We start from the raw sequence: 20,776 nt of genomic DNA, 5'->3' as shown, positions 1-20,776 counted from the left end.
CCGGTACCTCCGACCTTCCCACACGACCAGGAGCCACACCATGACCCAACCCACCACCGCCGCCCGTCACCTCTGGGACTACGACCACCCGTACTACTGCGCCGAGGGCAACTACTTCAAAGCCGGGCAGCACGGCCGCTGGGACTCCTGGCAGCAGTTCGCCGAGGAGACCGTGTTCGTCACCGGCGACCGCGACATGAACCTGCTTTTCCGCTGGGACTGGCAGCGGTCGGGGAACCGTCACACGCTGCTGCTGTTCTTCGTGATCCAGCGCAAGGGCTTCAACTGCTCGCAGGAGATCGCTGTTACAGAGGCGGACGAGCCCGCTGTGCGGCAGTTCCTGGTGGAGTGCGCGCAGGCGATGCGGGAGACGTGGGAGCCGCTGCTGCCCGCGACCACCAACCACGACACCGACACGGCCGCCGAGCCCGTCTGCATCTGCGGGCACCCCAGCGAGCGGCACTTCGAGGACGTCTGCCAGACCTGCGGATGCGGCGACTACCTGGAGCCCCGGGATGCCGCCGAGGTGATCGACCGGTGGAGGCAGGCCGCCCTCAAGGCGCGCGCCGAGCTGGAGAGCGAGCGTGAGGTCTCCCCGCGACTGCTCGCCCAGCGTCAGGAGATGGCCGAGGAACGGTACGCCTGGCAGCAGCGGGGCGACCGAGCCGAGGCCGAGCTGCGCCGTGTGGCCGACGAGACGGCAGCCACCGAGACGCCGTGGCCGACCGTCACCGACTTCTCCATCGAGGCGTGGGAGACGGACATGTGGGTCGGCGTCACCTACAAGCGGCAGACCCTCGACGAAGCCCGCGAGCGCCGCGACTCCTTCCGCCGCCGCTTCCCGGACGCCCGGCTCCGCATCGTCCGCTGGGACGAGACGTCCACCGTCGTGGAAGCCGACCCGGAGCCCGCCGCCGGGGCGCGGCAGGACGAGGCGCAGCCGCATGCCTGACCAGCCGACCACCGCAGTCCACGAAATCCGCCACGAAATCCGCATCGACCTGACCGACGCACCCGCCCTCACCAACAGTGCCGGCCGTACCCGCCAGCCCATCGGAGTCCACCTCACCTACGGGCTACGCCGCGACATCACCCGCGTCGACATCGCCGTTCAGTGGCACGACTCCGCCGAACTGTGGCCACCGTCCTGCGAGATGCCCGGCTGGCTCCGGAAGGTCATCGACGACCACCGGCCCGCCGACGTCGACGAACCGGAGGACGCACGTCCGACTGGGAAGTACGGCTGGCCCATCAACGGCAGCATCAGCGCGTGCCCTCGGCAGGACGGGGCGCAGCCGTGATCCTCGCCGAAGCCCTCGACGCGCTCTGGACCCTCGTCATCGCTGGCGGCGTCTGGTTCCTCATCGGAGCCGCCGTCCTCGCCCTCGTCCTGGCCGTCGCCACGATCGCCATGTACGCGGCCGTCCGCGCCTCCGTGGACGCCGTACAGCGCCTCACACGCACCCGACGGCACCCGCGCCCCTCCTGGGCCCGCACAGGTCGTCTCGCACGCCGCTACGCCCGCAACCGAACCCGCTACGACGAAGCCGCATAACCACCCGCCCCGGCCCGCTGCGGCCGGGGCCCCACCCGAAAGGCACCACCATGAGCCCCGCCGACGAACTCCGCACCGCCGCCGACGCACTGCGCCCCTCCTCCCCGGCCGCCGCCGTCCACGCGGTGACCGTCCGCCTCCCCGCCGACGTCGCGCCCGCCCTCGCCGACTGGCTCACCCACGCCGCCGACACCCTCCACACCGGGCGAATCCACGGCACCAGCCTCGTCATCTGTGAGCCGTGCTGTGAGCAACTGCCGTGCCAGCACATCCGTCCGGCGCTCGCCGTGGCCCGTGCGATCAACGGCACCGCGCCGTGACCCCGGCTCAGCGGACCGCCCGCGCCTGCCAGGCCGGCGCGTTCCTCTCCGCCGCCAGCGCCGGCTACTCCCTCACCTGGCACCCCTGGTACGCGATCCCCGGCCTCGTCGGCGCCGCGTTCCTGCTGTGGGGCGCAGCCTCAGCCCGCGGCGCAGCAGCCCGACGGCAGACCCAGAACGCCCGCCTCGACCACGCGGCCGCCAGCGACGCGGTCCTCCTCGACACCGACCCACAGCCACGGAGCGCAGCATGACCGGCCCGTCGTCGACACCCCGGGGCGAGCACCAGCCCGCCCCGGGCGTCACCTGGCAGACCCACCTCGTTCGCGTCGAGCAGCTCGTCGACGACGACGCACCCGACCCCCGACCGAACCGGAAGACCCGACGCGCCATGGTGCGAGCAGCGCGAAGGAACGCGGTCGACGTCACTCGCGAGAGTCATTCCGGTCGAACCACCTGACAACTCACCACCACGGCAGCACACTTCCTCCACGCCACCAACACAACGGGAGACATCCATGGCCAGCCCCTACATCAACGCGCCCCTCACCCCCGCCCGCCCCCGCATGTACGCCTCGACCCTGGCCAAGGTCATCTGGACGCTCGTCCCCGCCCTCACCCTCGGACTCGCCGCTGCCGTCCCCTTCGTCGTCGCCGCGGTCAAGGGCGTCGTCAAGCCCTGGCTGGCCGGCGTCTACATCGTCGGGGAGATCGCCGTGTTCTCCGCCGCGATCGCGATCAGCCCGGACCCCGACAGCACCAGTCCCGTGCCCGGCTTCCTGATGGTCCTGTTGATCATCACGGCGGCCACGCACGCCGCGCTCCTCGACAACGACAAGATCAGCATCGGCAAGTAGGCCCAGCCGTGCCATCCTGACTGTGGCGGGCCGCTGCTGCTCTGGCACAGGCGCCTGGTGGGGAGCCCTTCGCGGCGTAAGTCCCATCGCGCGGTGCTACGACCCCCGGCGGCCCGCCTCAGCGCGGCGGTCCGGAAGGCCGGGTCACGACCGGCGCCGGTGGGATACGGGAGCCCGCCCGGACCGCCCTGAACAGCACGAGGCCCGCCGTCCCCAGTGGGTGCGGCGGGCCGTCGAGGGTGCCCCCCTCTGTGATGCCCCACGACCGTACGCCCCGCCCGTCAGTGCGTCCAGACGTCCGGCCCGCCCCCGCGCCACTCGATCAACTCGGACCGGACCACGTCCATGTCGTCCCAGCCCTGCAACCCCGCCTCCTGAGCGAACGCTGCAATGTCCGTGGCCCCGTAGGCCAGGCCGACGAACCGGTCACAGATCCGGACACGCCGGCCGCCGTCCTCGGCAGGCGGGTACACGATCACCGGTGGCAGGCTCATGGCCCCAGCCTCGCCCCGGGCTCGGGCGGGCGCACGCTGGGGTAGCCCGGAGACGGCGAAGCCCCCGCCTCGCTGGAGGACGGGGGCTTCGGTGCGCGCCAGCTACGGCCGCCACGACTCCTGGTAGCCGGGCCGGTCCGCGTAGGGCAGGGCGAGCAGCTTGAGGACGTCCAGCCCCCAGGGCGGCCCCTCGCCTGGCACGAACGACTTCTCGGCGTCGCCGGGGCCGGTCACATCGAGGAGCGGCGGCTCGCAGAGGGCGACGGTCTTCCGCTTGGTGTCGATCTCGCGCAGCACCCGCGCCGGATCATGCGCGACGATGTGCGCCCGGTCTACGGGCAGCGGAGCGGACGCCACGTGATGGTCGTAGCCTGGCGGCTGCCACTCGGTATCCGGCAGGGCCGACGTGTGCACCCAGCCGCTGACCGGGAGTTCCTCCCACGCGGCTCCGCCCGCCTCCCGCGCGATCCGCTCGTCCTCGTTGATCTGCGCGTGCAGCCACTGCACCAGATCATCCATCCGCAGGCTCCTTCTTCGCCGGCCGCTTCGTTCCCCGCAGCCCCTTCGCGATCTGCTGCGCCCGCGTCGGATGCACACCCAGCACCGCGCCGATCTGCTGCCACGTCATACCCGAGTCCTTCATCCGCTGGACCCTCGCCTGACGCAGCTCACGCAGGCGCGCATGGTGATCCGGCCAGGTATCGAGTACCTGCGTGACCGCCTTGGCGCACGCCTCGTCGTCCTGCATCTGCTCCAGGCGCTTGATGGCTTCCAAGAGTCGACGCACCTCCTCGACCTGCTCGCTCACTGACGCTCCCTCCGTGCCGTGGAGCGCGACAACCCGACTCTAGACCCTAGGGTCTTGCACTGCCTAGACCCTAGGGTCTAACGTGCTGAGGCAAGGGGGAGCCGCGCTCGGTCCCTCCGATGCACAACGGCCCCGACCGGAGCCTTCACACTGCCGGTCGGGGCCAGGCCCACCTCAACCATCACGAAAAGGCAGGCCCTGACGTGGATCGTATCCACCAGCCCCACCCCCAGCCCAGCCCGGCGCAGCAGCGGCAGACCCGCCACGCCCTCACCGCCCTCGCCCACACCACCCCCCACCGGCGCCGCGTCATCCAGTCCGCCGCCGAGGACTACCTCTCCCAGATCGACCGCCGCCGCCTCCCCATCGGCTGGAACGTGCCGATCGCCGATGACCGCTACAACCGCGTCGACGCCTACCGCCTGCGCCGCGGCGACACCTTCGCCCGGATGCTCGGGATCTCCTGCACGGCGTCCGACGACCGACTGCCCGACACCGCCCGCGCCGTCCTCGCCGTGCTCGACGCCCCGGTCGCACGACTGGTCGCGCGAGCCGAGGCAACCGGGCAGCCCGCCGCTGTCGCCCTCCTCCACATGACCCTGGTCCGCTCGGCGGTGACCACGTGAGCTACGAGGGCCCGGCATGCGCCGGCTGCAACGGCTCCGGCGGCACCACCGAGACCGTCACCCGCGACGACGGCACCAAGACCGGCGTGTGGCGGCCCTGTGGCGACTGCGGTGGACGGGGGCACAGCTGATGGGCTTCCTCGATCGCCTCCTCGGCAACGACCAGCAGCGCGCCGCCGACCGGTACGCCGGCCGCGAGTCCGCCAGCGACCGTGCCGCCCGCCGTCGCCGCGAGTCCTACCGCCGCAACGTCACCAAGACCGCACGGCAGGGCCAGGCGTGGGAGGACCGCGACAGGGCCGCTGACCGAAAGGGCGGCTGGTACCGCTCCGGCCGCTGACCACCCGAGACCGGCCGTCCGCGCGCCCATCCCCCCGCGCGGGCGGCCACCCGAACACGGAAACGAGACACCCACGTGAAGCTCCGCACCCTGCTCGCCGCCGTCGCCCTCGGCCTGGCCACCGTCACCGGCTGCGCCACCACCGACGAGCCCGCCCGCCTCCCGGTCGACACCATCGCCGACCAGCCCCAGCCCGAACCCGCCGTCGAGCCCGACCAGCACACCCGCAACACCTTCAACCTCACCTGGGCCGGAGCCAGCGAGGCCGAGCGCAACGCGTACTGCATGAGCGTCGCGGTCCTCCCCGAGGACGAGGCCGCCGCCGAGATGCAGCGCGGCGCCGGCGGAAGCACCGACCTGGATTGGCCGCTGATGGTCGAGCTGCTGCGTCTGGAGTGCGCGGGCAGGTGAGCCGCCACTTCCGGACCCCGCTCGCGCGCTACGGGTTCACCGTCTGCGCCGTCGTCTCGCTGATGACGGCGCAGCCCGGCCCGTTCCTCGTGACCACCGCCCTCGCCGTCTACGCGTGGCGCTGCCGCCGCCGCTGACCCGCACCGTGGAGAAGCCACCGTGAAGAACCCGACCGCCGCACTCGCCGCCGGCGCAGCCCTCGTCACCATCGCCCTCACCGCCGCCGCCTTCTGGCTGTCGTACGAACACCTCCACGACATCGCCAGCACCAACGGCCTCGACGGCGCCCGCGCCTGGGCCTGGCCCGCGACTGTCGACCTCTTCATCATCGCCGGGGAACTCCTCGTCCTCCGTGCATCCCTCCGAGGCGCAGTCGACTGGTGGGCCTACGCACTCGCCGCAGTCGGCTCCGGCGGCTCCATCGCACTCAACGTCTTCGGCGTCGGCGACGGCGCGCAGCCGATGGAGTACGTCGTCGCAGCCGTCCCCCCATCCGCAGCCCTGATCGCATTCGGCGCACTCATGCGGCAGGTGCACGAAGCGCTGCACCGCATCCAGGCCGCAGCCGACACGGTGCAGCCGCCCGCAGCCGACGACTTCGAGCGTGCAGCCGAGCAGGCCGTCGAAGTCGCCGAACCGACTGCGCACCCCGCACCCGCAGCCGCGATCCCGCCGCAGCCGACCGCGCAGCCGGAGCCGAACGCAGCCGCATCCACCGCAGCTCACACCCTGGACGCAGCCGACGTGCAGCCCGACCCGCAGCCGACCGCAACCGCACCCGTCGTCCGCCAGATGACCACCCCGGATGCGGATGCGCAGCTCCTCGAAGACGCCCGCAAGCTCAACGCAGCCGCACTCGCCGAGACCGGACGCCCCGCATCCCTGCGACGGCTGCAAGACGGCCTGCGCATCGGCCAGCGCCGCGCCCAGCGCATCCAGGCGCAGCTCCCAAGGAGCGCCTGATGCATCCGGGACTGATCATCTGGCCGCTCGCCGCACTCATCGCAGCCGCCGGCCTCTGCGTCATCGCACCCCCACGCAGCCGCAGCCTCTACCTCGCACCCGTCGGCTGCACCGCCCTCTTCATCTGCACCCTCGCCGCGGTCGCCGCGGTCGTCATCCACTGAAGGACAGCCGTGAACTTCGTGACCTACGGCGGTGTCACCGTCGGCCTCCTCCTCCTCGCCTGGCACCTCGCCGACTGGTGGCCCGGCAGCAAAGCCCTCCGCAGCAGCCCCGCCCAGCACGCCGCTGACCTGCTGCCCTTCCTCCTCGCCTGGTCCTACGGCGTCCTCGCCATCCTCGGCGTGGGCGGCCTCATTGGCTGGATGGCCGAGACCACCCTGTGGATCTCCAACTGGCTCGGTGACGTCGCCCTCGTCTGGGGCATCGGCGGTGAAGCCGGGCAACGAGCCAGCGCCACCATCTACCTGCCGCTCACGCAGGCCGGCGGCGGCATCGTCCTCATCCTCACCGCCGTGATGATCGTCCTCGCCCGGAAGACCCGGTACGGCGTGGACCTGAAGCGCGGCGCCTGGTGCGGCGTCTGCCTCGGCACCAGCGCGGGTATCGCCGGGTTCGCCGCGGCCCCGATCGCGATCGCCGTGAACTGGCTCGGCGACGGCCTGTACGGGGCGCTGTGATGGCGCGCCGGAAGCAGGCGGCCGAGGAGCCGGCCGAGCCCGAGCAGCGCAGCACGATCGCCGGTGCGGTCGTCATGGTCGCGCTGATCGCCGTCGTATTCGGCGTGCTGTTCGCGTGGTCCGACGCGGCCGGGATCCTCGGCGTGGTGGTGGCGTCGACGGTGGCCACGTGGTGGTCGGTCACCCGCCGCGTGTCCGATTCGTCCGCCCCTCCCCCACCGGGGGAGGACCGCCCCTCCTGCCGTGAATGCGCAGGTCACACGCCACTCAGCGCAACCCCTTCTCAGACTCAGAAGGGGATGTGGATCTACACCAGCGCGCCGCCCGACCGGCCCAACCACACCCACGTCCACGTCGTGCACAACGCCGACCAGGACGCCTGAAACCCCGGGGCGGCCGTCATCCGCCAAGACAGCCGGCCGCCCCGGTCCCATCCCGATCACGAGACAGGAGCCTCATCATGGCACTCGGCTGGAAGAAGACCCCCGCGAAGGACGACCCCCGGCTCGCCGGGCACGAGACCACCTACAGCTCCTCCCGCGGCGGCTGGGTGAAGCCGGCGAAGAAGCCGACCCCGGGTATGCCGAAGACACCGAAGAAGTAGCCGGCCGCCTGCCACACTGGTGGCTGCGCGCCGGGTACCGCCCGGCAACGAGGCCCCGTCAGGCCCCTCGTCCTGGCGGGGCTTCCGCCTGTCACGTCACAGAACAGTGACGACGCCTTCACGCCTCCCACACATGCGCGCATCATGCACCCAGCACCCACGCCACCAGGGGGACCCATGACCCACACGCCGCCACCCATGCCCGACTTCCCGCCGCCCCCGGCGCCGGCCCCGAAGAAGTCCCGCACCAACCTGATCATCATCGGGTCCGCGGTCGCCATCATCGCCGCGATCATCGGAACCGGCGTCGTCGTCGTGCAGAACCAGGACGACGACAAGCCGGCCGCCACGGCCACCGCGTCGAGCACCCCGCCCGAGGAGGAAATCGAGCCCGCCGTCGAGGAGTCGGAGCCCGACTACGTGACGCCTCTCGCGGGAGACTTCACCGCCGACCTGCGGACCGTGCGACGGAAGTGCTTCGGCTCTGCGGGCTGCAACGTGACGGTGGAGCCGAAGCTGGCCTACAACGGGGCCTCGGCCAGCCTGGACCCCGCTGCCGTCTTCGAGATCACCTACGAGATCCGCGGGGGTGGGGACGGGCCGGTCATCGAGACGGCCGAGTTGACGGATCAGACGACGTTGAACTTCACGCAGACCATGGTCAGTGGCGTCCCGGCGAGCGGGAAGCTCTCGGTGGAGATCACGGAGATCCTGGAGCGCGGCTACTGACACGCCGCGCCCGTGCAGCGAGGCCCCGCACCGGATCCGGGCGGGGCCTTCGTCATGCCGCGAGATCTACAGGTGCCAGTCCGTGATGGATGTGATCTGTCCGGCGGCGTCACGGGTCACAACCTCGATGGGCAGCGACGCGAGGAACCTGTGGCCGCACGGGTCGACGTCCACCGTCAGCTCGGTCTCGTACTCGTTCCACATGACGTTGCCCGCTGGGACTCCGCACTCTGGGCACCCGGGGAGCGGCACCCGGTCCTCGCCGTCGATGAGCAGGTGAATGGCCTCGGCGCGGATGTAGTTGTGGCGCTTCTCGAACGCGCCATGGAAGGCCTGCACCTGGTCGCCGTTGAGCTGGGTGCGATCGGCGCTCATGTCGTGGGCTCCTCGTCCGGGCGCGCCGGCAGTTCGGCGTCCGGGCGCCGCAGATACCAGCGGACCAGGTCCTTGATGACGGCAGCGCGGTCGCCGCCCGGCGCCCGGGTGGCGAGGTCTGCCCAGTCGTCGTCCTCGATGCGGACGGACCGGTGCTTGGTCTTGGGGGCGTTCGGCATGGGTCCACGGTATCGCGGGTGTACGGACACCGGTAGTGCCGAACCCCTTGCGGTGTACGTACACCCCGCGCTACGGTGTACGTACACCAGGAACGAGGGGGACCACGATGAACGCCGCAGCCACCACCCACCACACCAACTGCCTCCGCTGCGGCCGCACCCTCACCAGCACCAAGAGCCAGGCCGCCGGCTACGGCCCCACCTGCGCCCGCCACATCCGCCGCGCCACCGTCGACCTCGCCGCCTACAAGCCCCACCAGGTCGCCAGCGCCCGCGAACTCATCGAGGACGGCGCCATCGTCCCCCTCCGCTCCGTCGTCTTCATCGCCGTCTCCACCGACGGCACCGAGACCTACCGCACCGCCCCCACCGCCTGCACCTGCAAGGCCGGCCTCAAGGGCGCCCGCTGCTACCACCAGCTCGCCGCCCGCCTGCTGCTCGCGGCCTGAGCCGGTCGCCACCGTCACCGTGCTCTACCCCGTCGACTGCCCCGCCGTCGCCCGCGTGCAGCTGCTCGTCGACGCACTCGCCGCCTAGGAGACCGCCATGCTCGGCATCATCCCCATCGCAGACGTCCTCGACATGCTCACCCCGGACGGCGACGACACCCCCGACTGCTACACCGTCCGCGACGTCCTGCCCTACAAGCGCACGTCCGAGCACTACGCCGGCCTCCTCGACGACATCCGCCGGGACGGTATCGCCCTTCCCGTCATGATCCGCACGTTCGAGGGCCAGCCCTGGCTCGTCGACGGGCACCACCGGGTCGCCGCCGCCGTGGACCTGGGGCTGACGCACCTCGTGTGGTCGGACCTGCCGGTCGAGCTGGAGGACCGGCCGTACAACCCGACGCTGCGCACTATGGGGCCGTACCGGCCCGCTGCTTGACCTCCGCCATAAGCTCAACCCACCGCCACCGAAGGGCGCGTCACATGACCGAGTACCCGTACCTGCCCGCCGAGTGCCGCACCGGCCGCTGCGACCACGCCCCCGGCCGCTGCCTGCGCTACCGCTCCCGCCGCTGCCTGTCCGGCGAGTGCACCCACGCAAGCCGCGGTCAGCTCTGCGCCGTGAACTACCCGGCCCCTGCCGACAACCGCACCCGGTGACCACCGCGCCACCACTCGCCTGACCCGCCGCACGCCAGAGGGCCCGCTCCCAGCCACCAGGGAACGGGCCCTCCCGCACGCCACCACACGGCAGCACACCACCGTTACCATCAGACCATGACAACCGGTAACGAGCCACCCGTTCCGGCCGCCGACCCGCCGCCGGACACCACCACCACGTCCGCCGTAGACCGCCCCCGCAACGCACGCGGCAACTTCGTCCGCGGCCTGGCCACCGTCCGCCGCGACGCAGCCGCCGCCGACTACCTCGCCGAAAACCCCGGCACCACCTACCGCGAACTCGCCGAACGCTTCGGCTACGCCGACAAGTCCCAGGCCCGCCGCGGCATCCTCGCCGCGAAGGCCGACGTCGCCCGGCCCGCCGTCACCAAGCTGATCCAGAGCGAATCCGACGAGCTGGACGACCTGTACCTCCTGGCGCGGGAGGTTATCGAGCGCAACCACGTCGTCGTCTCGCACGGCAAGGTTGTCTGCGACGCGGACGGACAGCCTCTCCAAGACGACGGCCCGCGCCTTCAGGCGATCCAGACTGCGCTCAGGATCCGGGACCAGTACCAGAACCTGCACGGACTGAAGCAGCCGGCGCAGGTCTCCGTGTCAGGCACCGTGCGCTATGAGGTGGTTGGCGTGGACCCGACGGACCTGGCGTGAAGCCCCTGGTGGCTGCCGTCGCATATCTGAAGGACTGGCAGTGACCGACACCGTGATCAGATACGAGCCGCGCGGCGGAGCGCGGGAGCTGCTCACAGCTAAGGGTCAGGAGATCACGATCGCGGGCCCAGCTGGCACGGGCAAATCGTTGGCCATGCTTCAGAAGGCCCACTTCACCAGCCTCATGGTGCCAGGCTGCCGGTCGCTGATCGTGCGCCAGACGCACGCGTCCTTGACCGGATCGACCCTGGTGACGTTCGAGCAGCACGTGGCCCGGGACGCGCTCGCGCACGGCGTCGTGCGCTGGTTCGGCGGCTCAGCGCGGAAGCCTGCGGCATATCAGTACGCCAACGGCTCGGAGATCGTGGTCGGCGGCCTCGACCGGCCGGAGAAATTCCTGTCCACCGAGTTCTCCCGGATCTACGTCGACGAGGCCACACAGATCACCCTCAGTGCGCTGGAGACGCTCATCACGCGTCTGAGGGGAGACGCCGACACGTACCGCCAGATCATTTTGGCCTGCAATCCGGACCATCCGAAGCACTGGATCAAGCAGCGATGCGACGAAGGCGCCATGCGGATGATCCTTTCCCGGCATCGGGACAACCCCATCTACGTCAACCTCGACGGAACGCTCACGTCGCGCGGCGTCGACTACATGAAGAAGCTCGACGCCCTGACGGGAGTCCGCCGGCTCCGCTTCCGAGAAGGGGTGTGGGCGGCGGCTGAGGGGCTCGTCTACGAAGGCTGGGATGAGGCCGTCCACCTCGTCGACCGGCCGGAGATGACGGCGTCGTGGCAGCGCTGGGGAGCAATCGACTTCGGGTTCACTGCCCCGTTCGTCTACCAGGACTGGTGGGAAGACGGGGACGGCAGGCTCTATCTGGCCCACGAGGTGTACTTCACCCGGCGCCTCGTCGAAGACCACGCCAAGACGATCAAGTCCCTTCTGTACTACCCCTCGGGTCAGCCGCGCGGGCAGCTACCTCGCGCGATCATCTCGGACCACGACGCGGAGGACCGGGCCACGCTGGAGCGGCACCTGGGCTTGTCGACCAGCGCGGCGAAGAAGTCCGTCTCGGATGGGATCCAGGCGGTGCAGTCACGGCTGCGGGTGCAGCCGGATGGCAAGCCGCGCCTCTTCATCTGTCGTGGCGCGCTGGTCGAGCGGGACCCCGAGCTGCATGCGGCATCGCTGCCGATGGGCGCGGCCGACGAGATCACCGGCTACGTGTGGGCCGTGAAGCCCGGCCACGCCGGCGGGCTCAAGGAGGAACCGGTGAAGCAGAACGATCACGCCATGGACGCACTTCGGTATATGTGCGCGGAGCGGGATCTCGGTGGACGGCCTGGCGTCCGCTGGCTGAGCTGATCACCGTTGTTGTTGGATACCTACAAGCGCTCCGCACACCCGGTTGGGAGACCATGAACATGGAGAACGCATCTGTGCGCAGATGGGCGCAGAGATTGAATAGGGCTATGCCGGTTGTGCTTGACACGTCTGGGGCTATTCTGTTGTCGGGATCCGCCATGACGTTCAGCCTTACGGCGGGCCTCGCAGCCGCTGGCGTGGGGTGCTTCGCCCTGAACTGGCGGTTCAACGAAGGCAAGCGCGACAGCCGATAGGCACGAAGGAGGGGTAGGTGGCCAGAACCCTCCTCGGCGCGATCCTCAACCGCGCCGCCACGGCCACCCCAGTCCCCTTCACCTCCCGCGCGCAGTCCTACGGCCGCGGCGTCTTCGGCAGCAACCGCAGCACCGAAGGCCAGCTACGGGCCATGACCGCGACCGGCACCTTGTTCGCGATCATCGACCGGACGTCCAACGCGACGGCGCTTGTCGAGTGGAAGCTGTGGCGGAAGGCCAAGTCCGGCCGGAAGGAAGACCGGACCGAGGTCACCGCCCACGCGGCTCTCGACCTGTGGCGCAAGCCCAACGGTTTCATGCCGCGGCAGGAGTTCGTCGAGGCGCAGCAGCAGCACTTCGACCTCACCGGTGAAGCCTGGTGGGTCATCGCGCGGATGCCCGGCGTGAAGATGCCGCTGGAGATGTGGCCCGTCCGGCCCGACCGCATGGCTCCGGTGCCCGACCGGGACAACTTCCTTCAGGGCTACGTCTACACCAGCCCGGACGGCGAGCAGATCCCCCTTGGCCTGGACGAGGTCATCCAGCTCCGCCGGCCGTGCCCGTGGGACCCGTACCGTGGGCTGTCGCCGGTGCTGTCGATCCTGCCCGACCTGGACACCAGCCGGTACGCGGCGGAGTGGGCGCGCGCGTTCTTCCTCAACAGCGCGCAGCCGGGCGGGATCATCGAGGTCCCCACGCGGCTCTCCGACACCGAGTTCAACGAGATGCGGGACCGGTGGGCTGAGCAGCACAAGGGCGTCAACAACGCCCACAGGGTGGCGATCACCGAGCACGGCGCGAAGTGGGTCGACCGCACGATCAGCCAGCGCGACATGCAGTTCGTCGAGCTGCGCGGCGCTACCGCCGACCGGGTGCGTGAGGCCTACGGCATCTCGAAGACCGCGATCGGGGACTTCGAGGACATCAACCGTGCGTCCGCGCTCGCGGCGAAGGCGTGGTTCGCAGAGCAGCAGACCATCCCCCGCCTGGAACGCATCAAGGCCGCCCTCAACTTCGAACTGCTCCCCATGTTCGGCGCGGCCGCCGCGGGCCTGGAGTTCGACTACTGCGACCCCGTACCCCCGGACCCGGAGACTGAGGCGACGACCCTGACCGCCCGAGCGGACGCTGCGGCGGCGTTGCGCACGGCGGGCTGGGAGCCGGCCGGGATTCTCTCGGCGGTGGGCCTGCCGGACATCCCGTACTCCGGTGCACCCGCTTCCCCCACGCCGGTGACCGGGTGGGATGACGCGGTGTCCGGGCTGCTGAACGACGACTTCGAGAACGCGCAGCGCTGGGTCGTGAAGATCACTGACGACGGTGACACCTGCCACAACTGCCGTGAGCAGGACGGGCGCACGTACAAGAACCGGGCGCAGGCGTACAAGGACTACCCCGGCGGCGAGGGCTACGTCCGCTGTGAGGGCGTGGCCTACGGCAACGACTGCCGCTGCCGCGTGGTCAAGCGTGGGCGAAAGGGAGAGGGCTCATGAACATCACGCTGCCCGGCAAGGCGGCCGGGATCATGGCCAGCCAGCGCGAGCAGGCCGAGAAGCAGCGCGCCCGGCTCGACGTCGAGGCCCGCTCCTGGTACCGCATCAGCAACGCCGCGGACCCGGACGAGGCCGAGGTCATGCTGTACGACGAGATCGGCGGCTGGTTCGGTTCTACCGCGGACGAGCTGATTGCCGAGCTTCGGCAGGTCTCCGCGCCCCGCATGCGGGTCCGCGTCAACAGCCCTGGTGGCAGTGTCTTCGAGGGCATCGCTATCGCCAACGCGCTGCGCTCTCACCCCGCGTCGGTGACGGTCCAGGTCGACGGGATCGCGGCGTCGATCGCCTCGGTCATCGCGATGGCCGGGGACCGCATCGAGATGGCCCCGAACACGATGATGATGATTCACGACGCGTCCGGTCTGGCCATGGGCAACGCGGCCGACATGGAGGAGATGGCCGAACTCCTCGACGTCATCTCGGACAACATCGCGGACGCCTATGCTGCGCGCGCGGGCGGCACCCGCGATGACTGGCGTGCCCGCATGCGGTCCGAATCCTGGTACCTCCCCGAGGACGCGGTCGACGCCGGTCTCGCCGACGAGGCGGTCGAGTTCCCGAAGTCGGGCAAGAGCGTTCCGGCACCGGTGGAGGAACCGGAGCCGGAGATGCGGCAGCAGTTCGACCTCGCCGCCTACGGCTACACCGGCCCGCGCGGCGCCACCGACGAGCCCGTCGAGAACCCGCCCGCCCCTGGAGGCTCGGCGTCGCACCCCGAGGTACAGCCCACGCTGACGATCTCACTCGCTGACCTCCTCGACGAAGAGGCCATCGCCCGACTGCGCGCAGCCGTACACCCGCCGGCCGCCGACCCCGAGACACCGGCCGTACCGGAGACGCCGACCGTCACCGACACGGCCGGGCCAGACGCCGAGCCCGAACCGCCAGCGGACCCGTGGGCGGCCGCAGTAGCGCGCCTCGCCCAGCCGCAAGCAGACCCGTGGGCCACAGCCGTGGCCCGCTTCACGAGCAACACGGCGTCGTCCAGCGCGGCGACGGAAGCAGCCTGAAGGAGGCACCTGTGGCAAAGACCCTGACCACGCCGCGCAACGGCACCGAGCTGAAGGAGATGCTCGGCGACGACGCCGCTCGCGCGGAGATCCTGGCCAGCCAGGACTCGCTGACCGAGTTCATCGAGGGCTACGCCAACAAGCAGCAGGGCGAGGGCACCGACGTGCAGCGCCTCGTCGACGAGGGCATCCAGAAGGGCCTGGCCGACTTCCTCCGTGACAACGGCCAGGACATCAAGCGGCCCGACATGGCCACCAAGAAGGCCGACCCCTACGCGGCCATCGACGCTACCGTCCAGGGCCGCGGCCTGTTCAACCGGAACGCCGAGGGCGCCAAGTACGACGGCCAGTACAACTCGGCCGGCGAGCTGTTCCGCAGCATCGCCCGCCGCAACGAGCTGTCCCCCGAGGACTCCACGAAGCTGGCGTCGCTGAAGAACTACAGCTCGGACGTCCCCTCCGACGGCGGCTACCTCATCCCCGAGACGCTGCGCTCCGAACTCCTGCGCGTCTCCCTGGAGACCTCGGTCGTCCGGCCTCGCGCCCGCGTCATCCCGATGGAGACGCTCCGGGTGCCGTTCCCGGCGATCGACTCCACCAGCAACGCCAACAGCGTGTACGGCGGCATCGTCGGCTACTGGACCGAGGAGTCCGGACAGCTCACCGAGTCGTCCGCGAAGTTCTCCCGCGTCGTCCTGGAGGCCCGCAAGCTCACCGGCTTCGCCAAGGTCCCCTCCGAGCTGATGCAGGACAGCCTCGTCTCCTTCGACGCGTTCATCGGCCAGATGTTCCCCGAGGCCCTGTCCTTCTTCGAGGACACCGCGTTCCTCACCGGCGACGGCGTCGGCAAGCCCCTCGGCGTCCTCAACGGCGCCGCCGCGATCAGCGTCACCCGGACCACGTCGTCGCAGATCCAGTTCGCCGACGTCGTCAACATGTACGCGCGGATGCTCCCGCAGTCCCTCTCCCGCGCCGTGTGGCTCGCCTCCCCGTCGGCGATCCCGCAGCTCGCGAACCTGGCCATGACCCGCGGCACCGATGGCATCGCCTCCCCGCCGCTGTGGCTGACCAACGGCCAGGCCATCGACAGCCTGCCGATGAACATCCTCGGCCGGCCCGTCGTCATCACGGAGAAGGTCCCCGCGCTCGGCTCCGCCGGTGACTTGGCGCTGGTCGACTTCGGGTTCTACCTGATCGGTGACCGGCAGGCGATGCAGGCCCGGCAGTCCGAGGAGCGGTACTTCGAGACGGACGAGATCGCGTTCCGGATCATCGAGCGCGTCGACGGCCGGCCGTGGCTCCAGTCCGCGATCACCCCCGCCAACGGCGGCTCCACCCTCTCCCCGATCGTCAAGCTCGCCGCCTGACCCGGGCGCGCCAGAAAGGACACCAGCCATGGCCATGGAAGCTCTCGGCCGTCTCGTCGACGTCTGCGTCGGCGCGGCCCCGGTCGACCTCTCCAGCGCGGCCGTCACCGGCAAGCGCGTCTCTCTGAAGGGCTCGGGCGGTCTGACGATCGTCGTCTTCAAGGGTGCGGGCACCGCCGGTGACGACCCGACGCTGACGCTGAAGCAGCACACCGCGGCGTCGTCGGGCACCACCAGCAACCTGGCGGTCATCGACCACTACTACGTCAAGTCGGCCACGACGCTGGCGGGCACCGAGACCTGGTCCCGTATCGCGCAGTCGGCGGCGGCGACGATCGCCGACCCGGGCGGTGCCGGAACGTCGGCCGAGTCGCAGCAGGTGATCGTGATCGAGGTCGAGGCGGCGCAGCTCGCCGACGGCTACACGCACGTCTCGCTGGACGTGGCGGACGTGGGCGTGAACGCGCAGCTGGGGGCGATCCTCTACCTCCGCCGCGATCTGCTCGTCGGCCGGGCACCGGCCTCGCTGGCTGCGTCGCTGTGACTTTGCGGGTCTGCCTGGACTGCTCGGCGGCCTTCGCGGTGGGGGTGCCCTGGTGCCCTCACTGCGGGTCGGAGCGTCACGCGGAGCAGGGGTCCGCGCTGGCGCTGGGGATCCAGGCGGGCGTGCCCATCGAGGAGGAGCACATGCCGAAGATCACCCGCCTTGGCGGGCCGAGCGTCGCGGGCGAGCCCGTGCCGGTGGAAGGCGGTGAACAGCCATCAGCTGGGAGCAGTGGCGAGACATCGTCCGAGAAGCCGTCGACGAAGCCCGAGATGAACGAGACCGAGACCCCGTCGCCTGCCCGGAAGACGGGGAGCCGCTCAAAGCGGGCCCGGACGGGGAGCTCTTCTGCCCGTTCGACGGGTGGCGGCCAGGCGGACGCCGAGTCGGAGACCGGCTCCGCTGACGCCTGACCAGCCCACACGAGTGCACGAGAGGAGGTGAGAGAGATGGACCCCGTCTACGCGACCGTTGAGGACGTGCAGCGCGCCCTGGACGTGCAGCCGTCGGCGGCCAGCGCACGGCAGATCGACCGCGCCCTGCGGTCCGCATCCCGCGACGTCGACGGCCTGTGCCACCGCACGTTCTACCCGTGGCAGGGCGTGCGGAAGTTCGACTGGCCGGGCTCGCAGTACCGGCCGTCGTGGCGGCTGTGGCTGGACGAGCATGAGCTGATCTCTCTCACCTCCATCGTCTCCGGCGGCCTCGCTGTCGCGCCGGCCGACGTGGTCCTGTACCCGCAGGCCGGGCCGCCGTACAACCGGATCGAGACCAACCTCAGCACCAGCGCGGCCTGGGGCGGCGGAGACACCCACCAGCAGGACATCACCATCACCGGGCTCTGGGCTGGCTGCCCCCTCGTCGAGGCCACGGACGGCGCCCTGGCCGGAGCGGTCGCGAGCACGACGGCCACCACGCTCACCGTGGACGCGGCCACCTCGGCGTCCGTCGGCGTCGGCAGCGTCCTCCGCCTCGACGCGGAGCGCCTCCTCGTGACCGGCCGCACGATGGCCACCACGGGGCAGACCCTCACGGCGGATCTCGGCGTACAGAAGAACGCCACCACCGTGAGCGTCGCCAGCGGCACGGCCTTCGCGGTCGACGAGACCCTCCTCATCGGCGGCGAGCGCATGCGCATCACCGACATCGCCGGGAACACCCTGGTCGTCGAGCGGGCGGTGGACGGCAGCACGCTCGCTGCGCACACGGCCGGCGCCACGATCTACGCGGCCCGCACCCTGACCGTCACCCGCGGCGCCCTCGGCACCACTGCGGCCACGCACACCAGCGCGGCGCCTGCGTACCGGTGGGAGCCGCCGGGCCTCGTCAAGGACCTGACCATCGCCAACGCCATGAACCGGGTCCTTCAGGAGCAGGCCGGTTACGCCCGCACCAGTAAGGCCAGCAGCGGTGCCAAGAGCACGTCGGTCGAGGTGCTGTCGCTGGACTCGCTGCGGACGCAGGTCTACGACGCGTACGGCCGCAAGGCCCGCCACCGGGGGGTGTAGCGATGCCTGGGTTCGATGTGCGTGTGAACTCCTCAGCGTCCGGGCCGTGGGCGACGGGCCGGGCGGGGCGCGCTCTGCACGACTATGCGGACGACGTGGAGTACCAGGTCGCGCGCGAGGGCGAGCGGATGGTGCATCAGCGGCTGCGGCAGGTGCTGCGGCACCCGACGGGCTACTACCAGTCGAAGATCAGTGTGGACCGGACGGGCGACGGCAGGTACAAGATCCACGACCAGCGGATGATCTACGGGCCGTGGCTGGAGGGCACCGGCTCCCGCAACAGCCCCGTCACGAGGTTCCCGGGCTACTTCACGTTCCGGCGCACCAAGCCCCTGCTGGACCGGAAGGCACCGCAGATCGCCCGCGACCTTCTGGCCCGCTACCGGTCGAGGGGGCTGATCTGACATGGCCCTCGACGCTCTTACCGTCCTCGACGCGGCCCAGAGCCACGCTCTGGCGTCTGGCTACTTCGCTGCCGTCAACGGCCACGAGCCGAAGTCCCCGCCGGCCTCCGGGCTCACGTGCGCGGTATGGGTCGAGCAGATCGGACCCGCGCGCGGCGGCTCCGGCCTCAACTCGACGTCGGCGCGCCTCGCCCTGTTCGTGCGCCTGTACGCGCCGATCAACGAGCTGGCGCCCGACAGCATCGACCCCGCCCTCATGGATGCCCTCGACTGGCTGATGGCGGCCTACTCCGGCGACTTCACCCTCGCCGGCCTCGTCCGGCACGTCGACCTCCTGGGCACCTACGGCGAGCCGCTGTCGGCGCGCGCCGGCTACTTGCAGGAGTCCGGCGCGGAGTACCGCTGCATGACGATCCTGCTGCCCCTCATCGTCAACGATCTCTGGAACCAGGAGGCGTAGTGGCCAAGCAAAGCGGGCTCGGCGATGCGCTGTTCATCTCCGGCTACGACCTCTCTGGCGACATTCAGGGCGTCGGCAACATCGGCGGCGGCCCGAGCCCCTTGGATTTCACCGCCATCACCAAGAGCGCCTACGAGCGCAAGGGCGGGAAGCTCGACGGCCGGCTTCAGGTCACGACGTTCTTCAACCCGGGGCTGGAGGCGGATGCTGCGCACGAGGTGCTGTCCGTACTGCCACGGACGGACGTGACCGCCATGTACTGCCGCGGCACCACCCTCGGCGCGCCGTCCGCGAACCTCGTCGCCAAGCAGATCGGCTACGACGGCACCCGCGGCGACGACGGCAGCTTCACCTTCGGCGTGGAGATGCAGTCCAACACGTACACGCTGGAGTGGGGCAAGTCCCTGACCGCGGGGAAGCGGACGGACACGACCGCCACCAACGGCAGCAGCGTGGACTTCGGGACCGGGCCGACGAGCTTCGGCCTCCAGGCGTACCTGCACGTGTTCGCGTTCACCGGCACCAGCGTGACAGTGAAGTTGCAGGAGTCCTCGGACAACGGTGGCGCGGACACGTGGGCGGACGTCACCGGCGGCGGGTTCACCGCGGCCACCGGTGTGGGGGCGCAGCGGATCCAGACGGGCCGGGCTCAGACGGTGGAGCGCTACCTGCGCGTGGTCACGACCGGGACTTTCACGAATGCCGTGTTCGCGGTGTCGGTGATCCGGAACGACGTGGCGGTGACCTACTGATGCGACCCGTGAACAGGATCGACCCGAACCTGCCGGTCGGTGCGTACCAGACCTACGCGATCACCCGCCGCCGGGACCTGACGGTGCGCGCCGTGTGCGAGCAGGTCGGGTGTGAGGCGTGGCGGAACGGATGGGACAGCGTCATCGACGAGCGGACGGAACTCGGCACGGCGCAGGCCGCATACATCCGCACGCAGTCGCGGCGCACGTTCCGCGAGACGCGGACCGACGCCGGCATGACCGTGTTCCGGTTCGAATCCGGGCAGCGCTGCTTTGCGGACCACCAGACCGTCCCCGAGCTGTACGTCGTCCGCGACGGGGACCACCGCGGGAACCCCACCGGCCGGAAGCGGCTGCACACTCGTGCGGCCGACTGGGTCGAGGACATGGCGGAAAACCAGCTCCGCCTCGTCGAGAACCAGCGGAAGGGCTGAGCGAGATGGCAGAGCCGAAGCACTGGCGCCTGGAGATCTACGGCCAGGACTACACCAACGACTGTGAAGACCTCGACGTCGAGATGCCTGCCGTGGTCCATAACGTGCGACACGACGACGGGCGCGCGCAGCGACGCCATCTCGGCCCGAGCGGCTTCGCTATCACGCTGACCGCACCGTCGGACCGGCTGCGCGCCCTGGTTGACGGGGGCGACCAGATCCGCGTGGTGAAGGTGACGTTCGAGGACCAGGCGATCCGGGTGCCGGTGCTGTTCCACGAGGAGTGGGTGGATCGGGGCGGGGTCTGGAAGATGTTCGGCTCCCTCTACATCGACCGGAGTCGGGAACCGAAGTGGGTCACCGAGCCTGTGCTCGCTGACGCTTAGCCGAAACGGA

The 20,776-nt window shown here is 70.4% G+C and carries 38 protein-coding genes; 33 read left to right on the top strand and 5 right to left on the bottom strand.

The annotated features are described in order from the left end of the window. Positions 1-40 precede the first annotated feature (40 nt). The 6 genes from ACFWR9_RS08965 to ACFWR9_RS08940 all read left to right on the top strand — a co-directional run bounded on the left by ACFWR9_RS08965 (position 41) and on the right by ACFWR9_RS08940 (position 2,732). Positions 41-952: a hypothetical protein gene (locus ACFWR9_RS08965; RefSeq protein ID WP_383837800.1), complete on the top strand. Its 912-nt coding sequence runs from the start codon at positions 41-43 to the stop codon at positions 950-952. Next, the gene (locus ACFWR9_RS08960; RefSeq protein ID WP_383837797.1) at positions 945-1,301 is read left to right on the top strand and encodes a hypothetical protein; all 357 of its coding nucleotides are present in this window, start codon (positions 945-947) and stop codon (positions 1,299-1,301) included. The genes ACFWR9_RS08965 and ACFWR9_RS08960 overlap by 8 nt, the downstream gene beginning before the upstream one ends. Further along, positions 1,298-1,555 carry a hypothetical protein gene (locus ACFWR9_RS08955; RefSeq protein ID WP_383837794.1) on the top strand — a complete coding sequence of 86 codons (258 nt, stop codon included), beginning with the start codon at positions 1,298-1,300 and terminating at the stop codon, positions 1,553-1,555. Before ACFWR9_RS08960 ends, ACFWR9_RS08955 begins: the two co-directional genes overlap by 4 nt. A 50-nt stretch (positions 1,556-1,605) precedes the next feature. Continuing rightward, complete coding sequence (locus ACFWR9_RS08950) at positions 1,606-1,875, top strand: hypothetical protein (RefSeq protein ID WP_383837791.1); 270 nt, start codon at positions 1,606-1,608, stop codon at positions 1,873-1,875. Next, positions 1,872-2,129 carry a hypothetical protein gene (locus ACFWR9_RS08945; RefSeq protein ID WP_383837788.1) on the top strand — a complete coding sequence of 86 codons (258 nt, stop codon included), beginning with the start codon at positions 1,872-1,874 and terminating at the stop codon, positions 2,127-2,129. Before ACFWR9_RS08950 ends, ACFWR9_RS08945 begins: the two co-directional genes overlap by 4 nt. Before the next feature lie 264 nt (positions 2,130-2,393). Continuing rightward, a complete protein-coding gene (locus tag ACFWR9_RS08940) occupies positions 2,394-2,732 on the top strand; it encodes a hypothetical protein (RefSeq protein ID WP_383837785.1) in 339 nt (112 codons plus the stop codon). A 281-nt stretch (positions 2,733-3,013) separates the two neighbouring features. On the opposite strand, the gene ACFWR9_RS08935 is transcribed toward ACFWR9_RS08940, so the two are convergent. The 3 genes from ACFWR9_RS08935 to ACFWR9_RS08925 all read right to left on the bottom strand — a co-directional run bounded on the left by ACFWR9_RS08935 (position 3,014) and on the right by ACFWR9_RS08925 (position 4,034). Beyond that, complete coding sequence (locus ACFWR9_RS08935; RefSeq protein WP_383837782.1) at positions 3,014-3,226, bottom strand: hypothetical protein; 213 nt, start codon at positions 3,224-3,226, stop codon at positions 3,014-3,016. 102 nt (positions 3,227-3,328) lie between these two features. After that, a complete protein-coding gene (locus tag ACFWR9_RS08930) occupies positions 3,329-3,745 on the bottom strand; it encodes a DUF6221 family protein (RefSeq protein WP_383837780.1) in 417 nt (138 codons plus the stop codon). Further along, positions 3,738-4,034, bottom strand: a complete 297-nt coding sequence (locus ACFWR9_RS08925; RefSeq protein ID WP_383837777.1) for a hypothetical protein — start codon at positions 4,032-4,034, stop codon at positions 3,738-3,740. Before ACFWR9_RS08925 ends, ACFWR9_RS08930 begins: the two co-directional genes overlap by 8 nt. 203 nt (positions 4,035-4,237) lie before the next feature. On the opposite strand from ACFWR9_RS08925, the gene ACFWR9_RS08920 reads away from it, so the two are divergent. The 11 genes from ACFWR9_RS08920 to ACFWR9_RS08870 all read left to right on the top strand — a co-directional run bounded on the left by ACFWR9_RS08920 (position 4,238) and on the right by ACFWR9_RS08870 (position 8,387). Beyond that, the gene (locus ACFWR9_RS08920) at positions 4,238-4,660 is read left to right on the top strand and encodes a hypothetical protein (RefSeq protein WP_383837774.1); all 423 of its coding nucleotides are present in this window, start codon (positions 4,238-4,240) and stop codon (positions 4,658-4,660) included. Continuing rightward, entirely contained in the window at positions 4,657-4,791 is a 135-nt protein-coding gene (locus tag ACFWR9_RS08915) for a hypothetical protein (RefSeq protein WP_383837771.1), read from the top strand. The genes ACFWR9_RS08920 and ACFWR9_RS08915 overlap by 4 nt, the downstream gene beginning before the upstream one ends. Then, positions 4,791-5,000: a hypothetical protein gene (locus ACFWR9_RS08910; protein ID WP_383837768.1), complete on the top strand. Its 210-nt coding sequence runs from the start codon at positions 4,791-4,793 to the stop codon at positions 4,998-5,000. Before ACFWR9_RS08915 ends, ACFWR9_RS08910 begins: the two co-directional genes overlap by 1 nt. Before the next feature lie 75 nt (positions 5,001-5,075). Further along, on the top strand, positions 5,076-5,411 hold the full coding sequence (locus tag ACFWR9_RS08905) for a hypothetical protein (protein WP_383837765.1): 336 nt from the start codon (positions 5,076-5,078) through the stop codon (positions 5,409-5,411). Beyond that, complete coding sequence (locus ACFWR9_RS08900) at positions 5,408-5,548, top strand: hypothetical protein (RefSeq protein ID WP_383837763.1); 141 nt, start codon at positions 5,408-5,410, stop codon at positions 5,546-5,548. The genes ACFWR9_RS08905 and ACFWR9_RS08900 overlap by 4 nt, the downstream gene beginning before the upstream one ends. A gap of 22 nt (positions 5,549-5,570) precedes the next feature. Beyond that, positions 5,571-6,374 (top strand): DUF2637 domain-containing protein, encoded by an 804-nt coding sequence (locus tag ACFWR9_RS08895; RefSeq protein ID WP_383837760.1) that lies wholly within the window; start codon positions 5,571-5,573, stop codon positions 6,372-6,374. Further along, positions 6,374-6,538 carry a hypothetical protein gene (locus ACFWR9_RS08890; protein WP_383837757.1) on the top strand — a complete coding sequence of 55 codons (165 nt, stop codon included), beginning with the start codon at positions 6,374-6,376 and terminating at the stop codon, positions 6,536-6,538. The genes ACFWR9_RS08895 and ACFWR9_RS08890 overlap by 1 nt, the downstream gene beginning before the upstream one ends. A gap of 9 nt (positions 6,539-6,547) precedes the next feature. Continuing rightward, on the top strand, positions 6,548-7,054 hold the full coding sequence (locus tag ACFWR9_RS08885) for a hypothetical protein (RefSeq protein WP_383837754.1): 507 nt from the start codon (positions 6,548-6,550) through the stop codon (positions 7,052-7,054). Then, a complete protein-coding gene (locus ACFWR9_RS08880; protein ID WP_383837752.1) occupies positions 7,054-7,437 on the top strand; it encodes a hypothetical protein in 384 nt (127 codons plus the stop codon). The genes ACFWR9_RS08885 and ACFWR9_RS08880 overlap by 1 nt, the downstream gene beginning before the upstream one ends. Positions 7,438-7,514: 77 nt before the next feature. After that, a complete protein-coding gene (locus ACFWR9_RS08875; RefSeq protein ID WP_383837749.1) occupies positions 7,515-7,658 on the top strand; it encodes a hypothetical protein in 144 nt (47 codons plus the stop codon). Between the two features lie 177 nt (positions 7,659-7,835). Further along, positions 7,836-8,387 carry a hypothetical protein gene (locus ACFWR9_RS08870; RefSeq protein WP_383837746.1) on the top strand — a complete coding sequence of 184 codons (552 nt, stop codon included), beginning with the start codon at positions 7,836-7,838 and terminating at the stop codon, positions 8,385-8,387. Between the two features lie 66 nt (positions 8,388-8,453). Here ACFWR9_RS08870 and ACFWR9_RS08865 read toward each other — a convergent pair whose 3' ends face one another. Both ACFWR9_RS08865 and ACFWR9_RS08860 read right to left on the bottom strand, forming a co-directional pair. Further along, positions 8,454-8,762 (bottom strand): hypothetical protein, encoded by a 309-nt coding sequence (locus ACFWR9_RS08865; RefSeq protein WP_383837743.1) that lies wholly within the window; start codon positions 8,760-8,762, stop codon positions 8,454-8,456. Continuing rightward, positions 8,759-8,941 carry a hypothetical protein gene (locus tag ACFWR9_RS08860; RefSeq protein ID WP_383837740.1) on the bottom strand — a complete coding sequence of 61 codons (183 nt, stop codon included), beginning with the start codon at positions 8,939-8,941 and terminating at the stop codon, positions 8,759-8,761. The genes ACFWR9_RS08865 and ACFWR9_RS08860 overlap by 4 nt, the downstream gene beginning before the upstream one ends. A gap of 107 nt (positions 8,942-9,048) precedes the next feature. On the opposite strand from ACFWR9_RS08860, the gene ACFWR9_RS08855 reads away from it, so the two are divergent. The 16 genes from ACFWR9_RS08855 to ACFWR9_RS08780 all read left to right on the top strand — a co-directional run bounded on the left by ACFWR9_RS08855 (position 9,049) and on the right by ACFWR9_RS08780 (position 20,766). Further along, the gene (locus tag ACFWR9_RS08855) at positions 9,049-9,390 is read left to right on the top strand and encodes a DUF6011 domain-containing protein (protein ID WP_383837737.1); all 342 of its coding nucleotides are present in this window, start codon (positions 9,049-9,051) and stop codon (positions 9,388-9,390) included. Positions 9,391-9,487: 97 nt separating this feature from the next. Then, positions 9,488-9,829 carry a ParB/Srx family N-terminal domain-containing protein gene (locus tag ACFWR9_RS08850; protein WP_383837734.1) on the top strand — a complete coding sequence of 114 codons (342 nt, stop codon included), beginning with the start codon at positions 9,488-9,490 and terminating at the stop codon, positions 9,827-9,829. Positions 9,830-9,873: 44 nt separating this feature from the next. Continuing rightward, positions 9,874-10,050 carry a hypothetical protein gene (locus ACFWR9_RS08845; RefSeq protein ID WP_383837731.1) on the top strand — a complete coding sequence of 59 codons (177 nt, stop codon included), beginning with the start codon at positions 9,874-9,876 and terminating at the stop codon, positions 10,048-10,050. Between the two features lie 117 nt (positions 10,051-10,167). Beyond that, positions 10,168-10,722, top strand: coding sequence for a hypothetical protein (locus ACFWR9_RS08840; RefSeq protein WP_383837728.1), 555 nt, complete (start codon positions 10,168-10,170; stop codon positions 10,720-10,722). Positions 10,723-10,762: 40 nt separating this feature from the next. Further along, positions 10,763-12,094 carry a phage terminase large subunit gene (locus ACFWR9_RS08835; protein WP_383837725.1) on the top strand — a complete coding sequence of 444 codons (1,332 nt, stop codon included), beginning with the start codon at positions 10,763-10,765 and terminating at the stop codon, positions 12,092-12,094. 271 nt (positions 12,095-12,365) lie between these two features. Continuing rightward, a complete protein-coding gene (locus ACFWR9_RS08830; RefSeq protein ID WP_383837722.1) occupies positions 12,366-13,841 on the top strand; it encodes a phage portal protein in 1,476 nt (491 codons plus the stop codon). After that, the gene (locus ACFWR9_RS08825; protein ID WP_383837719.1) at positions 13,838-14,911 is read left to right on the top strand and encodes a head maturation protease, ClpP-related; all 1,074 of its coding nucleotides are present in this window, start codon (positions 13,838-13,840) and stop codon (positions 14,909-14,911) included. Before ACFWR9_RS08830 ends, ACFWR9_RS08825 begins: the two co-directional genes overlap by 4 nt. Before the next feature lie 11 nt (positions 14,912-14,922). Next, positions 14,923-16,278 (top strand): phage major capsid protein, encoded by a 1,356-nt coding sequence (locus ACFWR9_RS08820; protein ID WP_383837716.1) that lies wholly within the window; start codon positions 14,923-14,925, stop codon positions 16,276-16,278. Positions 16,279-16,306: 28 nt separating this feature from the next. Further along, positions 16,307-16,822, top strand: coding sequence for a hypothetical protein (locus tag ACFWR9_RS08815; RefSeq protein WP_383837712.1), 516 nt, complete (start codon positions 16,307-16,309; stop codon positions 16,820-16,822). Positions 16,823-16,965: 143 nt separating this feature from the next. Beyond that, complete coding sequence (locus tag ACFWR9_RS08810) at positions 16,966-17,235, top strand: hypothetical protein (RefSeq protein WP_383837709.1); 270 nt, start codon at positions 16,966-16,968, stop codon at positions 17,233-17,235. A 36-nt stretch (positions 17,236-17,271) separates the two neighbouring features. Beyond that, positions 17,272-18,330 (top strand): hypothetical protein, encoded by a 1,059-nt coding sequence (locus ACFWR9_RS08805; protein ID WP_383837706.1) that lies wholly within the window; start codon positions 17,272-17,274, stop codon positions 18,328-18,330. 23 nt (positions 18,331-18,353) lie between these two features. Then, positions 18,354-18,734, top strand: a complete 381-nt coding sequence (locus tag ACFWR9_RS08800; protein ID WP_383837703.1) for a hypothetical protein — start codon at positions 18,354-18,356, stop codon at positions 18,732-18,734. Between the two features lies 1 nt (position 18,735). Beyond that, complete coding sequence (locus ACFWR9_RS08795; protein WP_383837700.1) at positions 18,736-19,194, top strand: hypothetical protein; 459 nt, start codon at positions 18,736-18,738, stop codon at positions 19,192-19,194. Beyond that, positions 19,194-19,946 carry a hypothetical protein gene (locus ACFWR9_RS08790; protein ID WP_383837697.1) on the top strand — a complete coding sequence of 251 codons (753 nt, stop codon included), beginning with the start codon at positions 19,194-19,196 and terminating at the stop codon, positions 19,944-19,946. Before ACFWR9_RS08795 ends, ACFWR9_RS08790 begins: the two co-directional genes overlap by 1 nt. Next, positions 19,946-20,380: a hypothetical protein gene (locus tag ACFWR9_RS08785; RefSeq protein WP_383837694.1), complete on the top strand. Its 435-nt coding sequence runs from the start codon at positions 19,946-19,948 to the stop codon at positions 20,378-20,380. The genes ACFWR9_RS08790 and ACFWR9_RS08785 overlap by 1 nt, the downstream gene beginning before the upstream one ends. A gap of 5 nt (positions 20,381-20,385) precedes the next feature. Beyond that, complete coding sequence (locus ACFWR9_RS08780; RefSeq protein WP_383837691.1) at positions 20,386-20,766, top strand: hypothetical protein; 381 nt, start codon at positions 20,386-20,388, stop codon at positions 20,764-20,766. Positions 20,767-20,776: the final 10 nt, after the last annotated feature.

This window comes from Streptomyces sp. NPDC058534, from assembly GCF_042717365.1.
In the GTDB taxonomy this organism is placed as follows: domain Bacteria; phylum Actinomycetota; class Actinomycetes; order Streptomycetales; family Streptomycetaceae; genus Streptomyces.
The sequence above is the reverse complement of the archived record's forward strand: the minus strand, read 5'-3'. Positions and strand labels throughout refer to the sequence as shown.

Coding starts and splice junctions, on each gene's coding strand:
- ACFWR9_RS08795 (WP_383837700.1), top strand. CDS start 18,736: ATGGCCCTCGACGCTCTTACCGTCCTCGACGCGGCCCAGAGCCACGCT.
- ACFWR9_RS08910 (WP_383837768.1), top strand. CDS start 4,791: ATGGGCTTCCTCGATCGCCTCCTCGGCAACGACCAGCAGCGCGCCGCC.
- ACFWR9_RS08940 (WP_383837785.1), top strand. CDS start 2,394: ATGGCCAGCCCCTACATCAACGCGCCCCTCACCCCCGCCCGCCCCCGC.
- ACFWR9_RS08780 (WP_383837691.1), top strand. CDS start 20,386: ATGGCAGAGCCGAAGCACTGGCGCCTGGAGATCTACGGCCAGGACTAC.
- ACFWR9_RS08875 (WP_383837749.1), top strand. CDS start 7,515: ATGGCACTCGGCTGGAAGAAGACCCCCGCGAAGGACGACCCCCGGCTC.
- ACFWR9_RS08960 (WP_383837797.1), top strand. CDS start 945: ATGCCTGACCAGCCGACCACCGCAGTCCACGAAATCCGCCACGAAATC.
- ACFWR9_RS08805 (WP_383837706.1), top strand. CDS start 17,272: ATGGACCCCGTCTACGCGACCGTTGAGGACGTGCAGCGCGCCCTGGAC.
- ACFWR9_RS08890 (WP_383837757.1), top strand. CDS start 6,374: ATGCATCCGGGACTGATCATCTGGCCGCTCGCCGCACTCATCGCAGCC.
- ACFWR9_RS08870 (WP_383837746.1), top strand. CDS start 7,836: ATGACCCACACGCCGCCACCCATGCCCGACTTCCCGCCGCCCCCGGCG.
- ACFWR9_RS08825 (WP_383837719.1), top strand. CDS start 13,838: ATGAACATCACGCTGCCCGGCAAGGCGGCCGGGATCATGGCCAGCCAG.
- ACFWR9_RS08865 (WP_383837743.1), bottom strand. CDS start 8,762: ATGAGCGCCGATCGCACCCAGCTCAACGGCGACCAGGTGCAGGCCTTC.
- ACFWR9_RS08810 (WP_383837709.1), top strand. CDS start 16,966: ATGCCGAAGATCACCCGCCTTGGCGGGCCGAGCGTCGCGGGCGAGCCC.
- ACFWR9_RS08860 (WP_383837740.1), bottom strand. CDS start 8,941: ATGCCGAACGCCCCCAAGACCAAGCACCGGTCCGTCCGCATCGAGGAC.
- ACFWR9_RS08785 (WP_383837694.1), top strand. CDS start 19,946: ATGCGACCCGTGAACAGGATCGACCCGAACCTGCCGGTCGGTGCGTAC.
- ACFWR9_RS08850 (WP_383837734.1), top strand. CDS start 9,488: ATGCTCGGCATCATCCCCATCGCAGACGTCCTCGACATGCTCACCCCG.
- ACFWR9_RS08935 (WP_383837782.1), bottom strand. CDS start 3,226: ATGAGCCTGCCACCGGTGATCGTGTACCCGCCTGCCGAGGACGGCGGC.
- ACFWR9_RS08855 (WP_383837737.1), top strand. CDS start 9,049: ATGAACGCCGCAGCCACCACCCACCACACCAACTGCCTCCGCTGCGGC.
- ACFWR9_RS08950 (WP_383837791.1), top strand. CDS start 1,606: ATGAGCCCCGCCGACGAACTCCGCACCGCCGCCGACGCACTGCGCCCC.
- ACFWR9_RS08845 (WP_383837731.1), top strand. CDS start 9,874: ATGACCGAGTACCCGTACCTGCCCGCCGAGTGCCGCACCGGCCGCTGC.
- ACFWR9_RS08815 (WP_383837712.1), top strand. CDS start 16,307: ATGGCCATGGAAGCTCTCGGCCGTCTCGTCGACGTCTGCGTCGGCGCG.
- ACFWR9_RS08840 (WP_383837728.1), top strand. CDS start 10,168: ATGACAACCGGTAACGAGCCACCCGTTCCGGCCGCCGACCCGCCGCCG.
- ACFWR9_RS08930 (WP_383837780.1), bottom strand. CDS start 3,745: ATGGATGATCTGGTGCAGTGGCTGCACGCGCAGATCAACGAGGACGAG.
- ACFWR9_RS08880 (WP_383837752.1), top strand. CDS start 7,054: ATGGCGCGCCGGAAGCAGGCGGCCGAGGAGCCGGCCGAGCCCGAGCAG.
- ACFWR9_RS08965 (WP_383837800.1), top strand. CDS start 41: ATGACCCAACCCACCACCGCCGCCCGTCACCTCTGGGACTACGACCAC.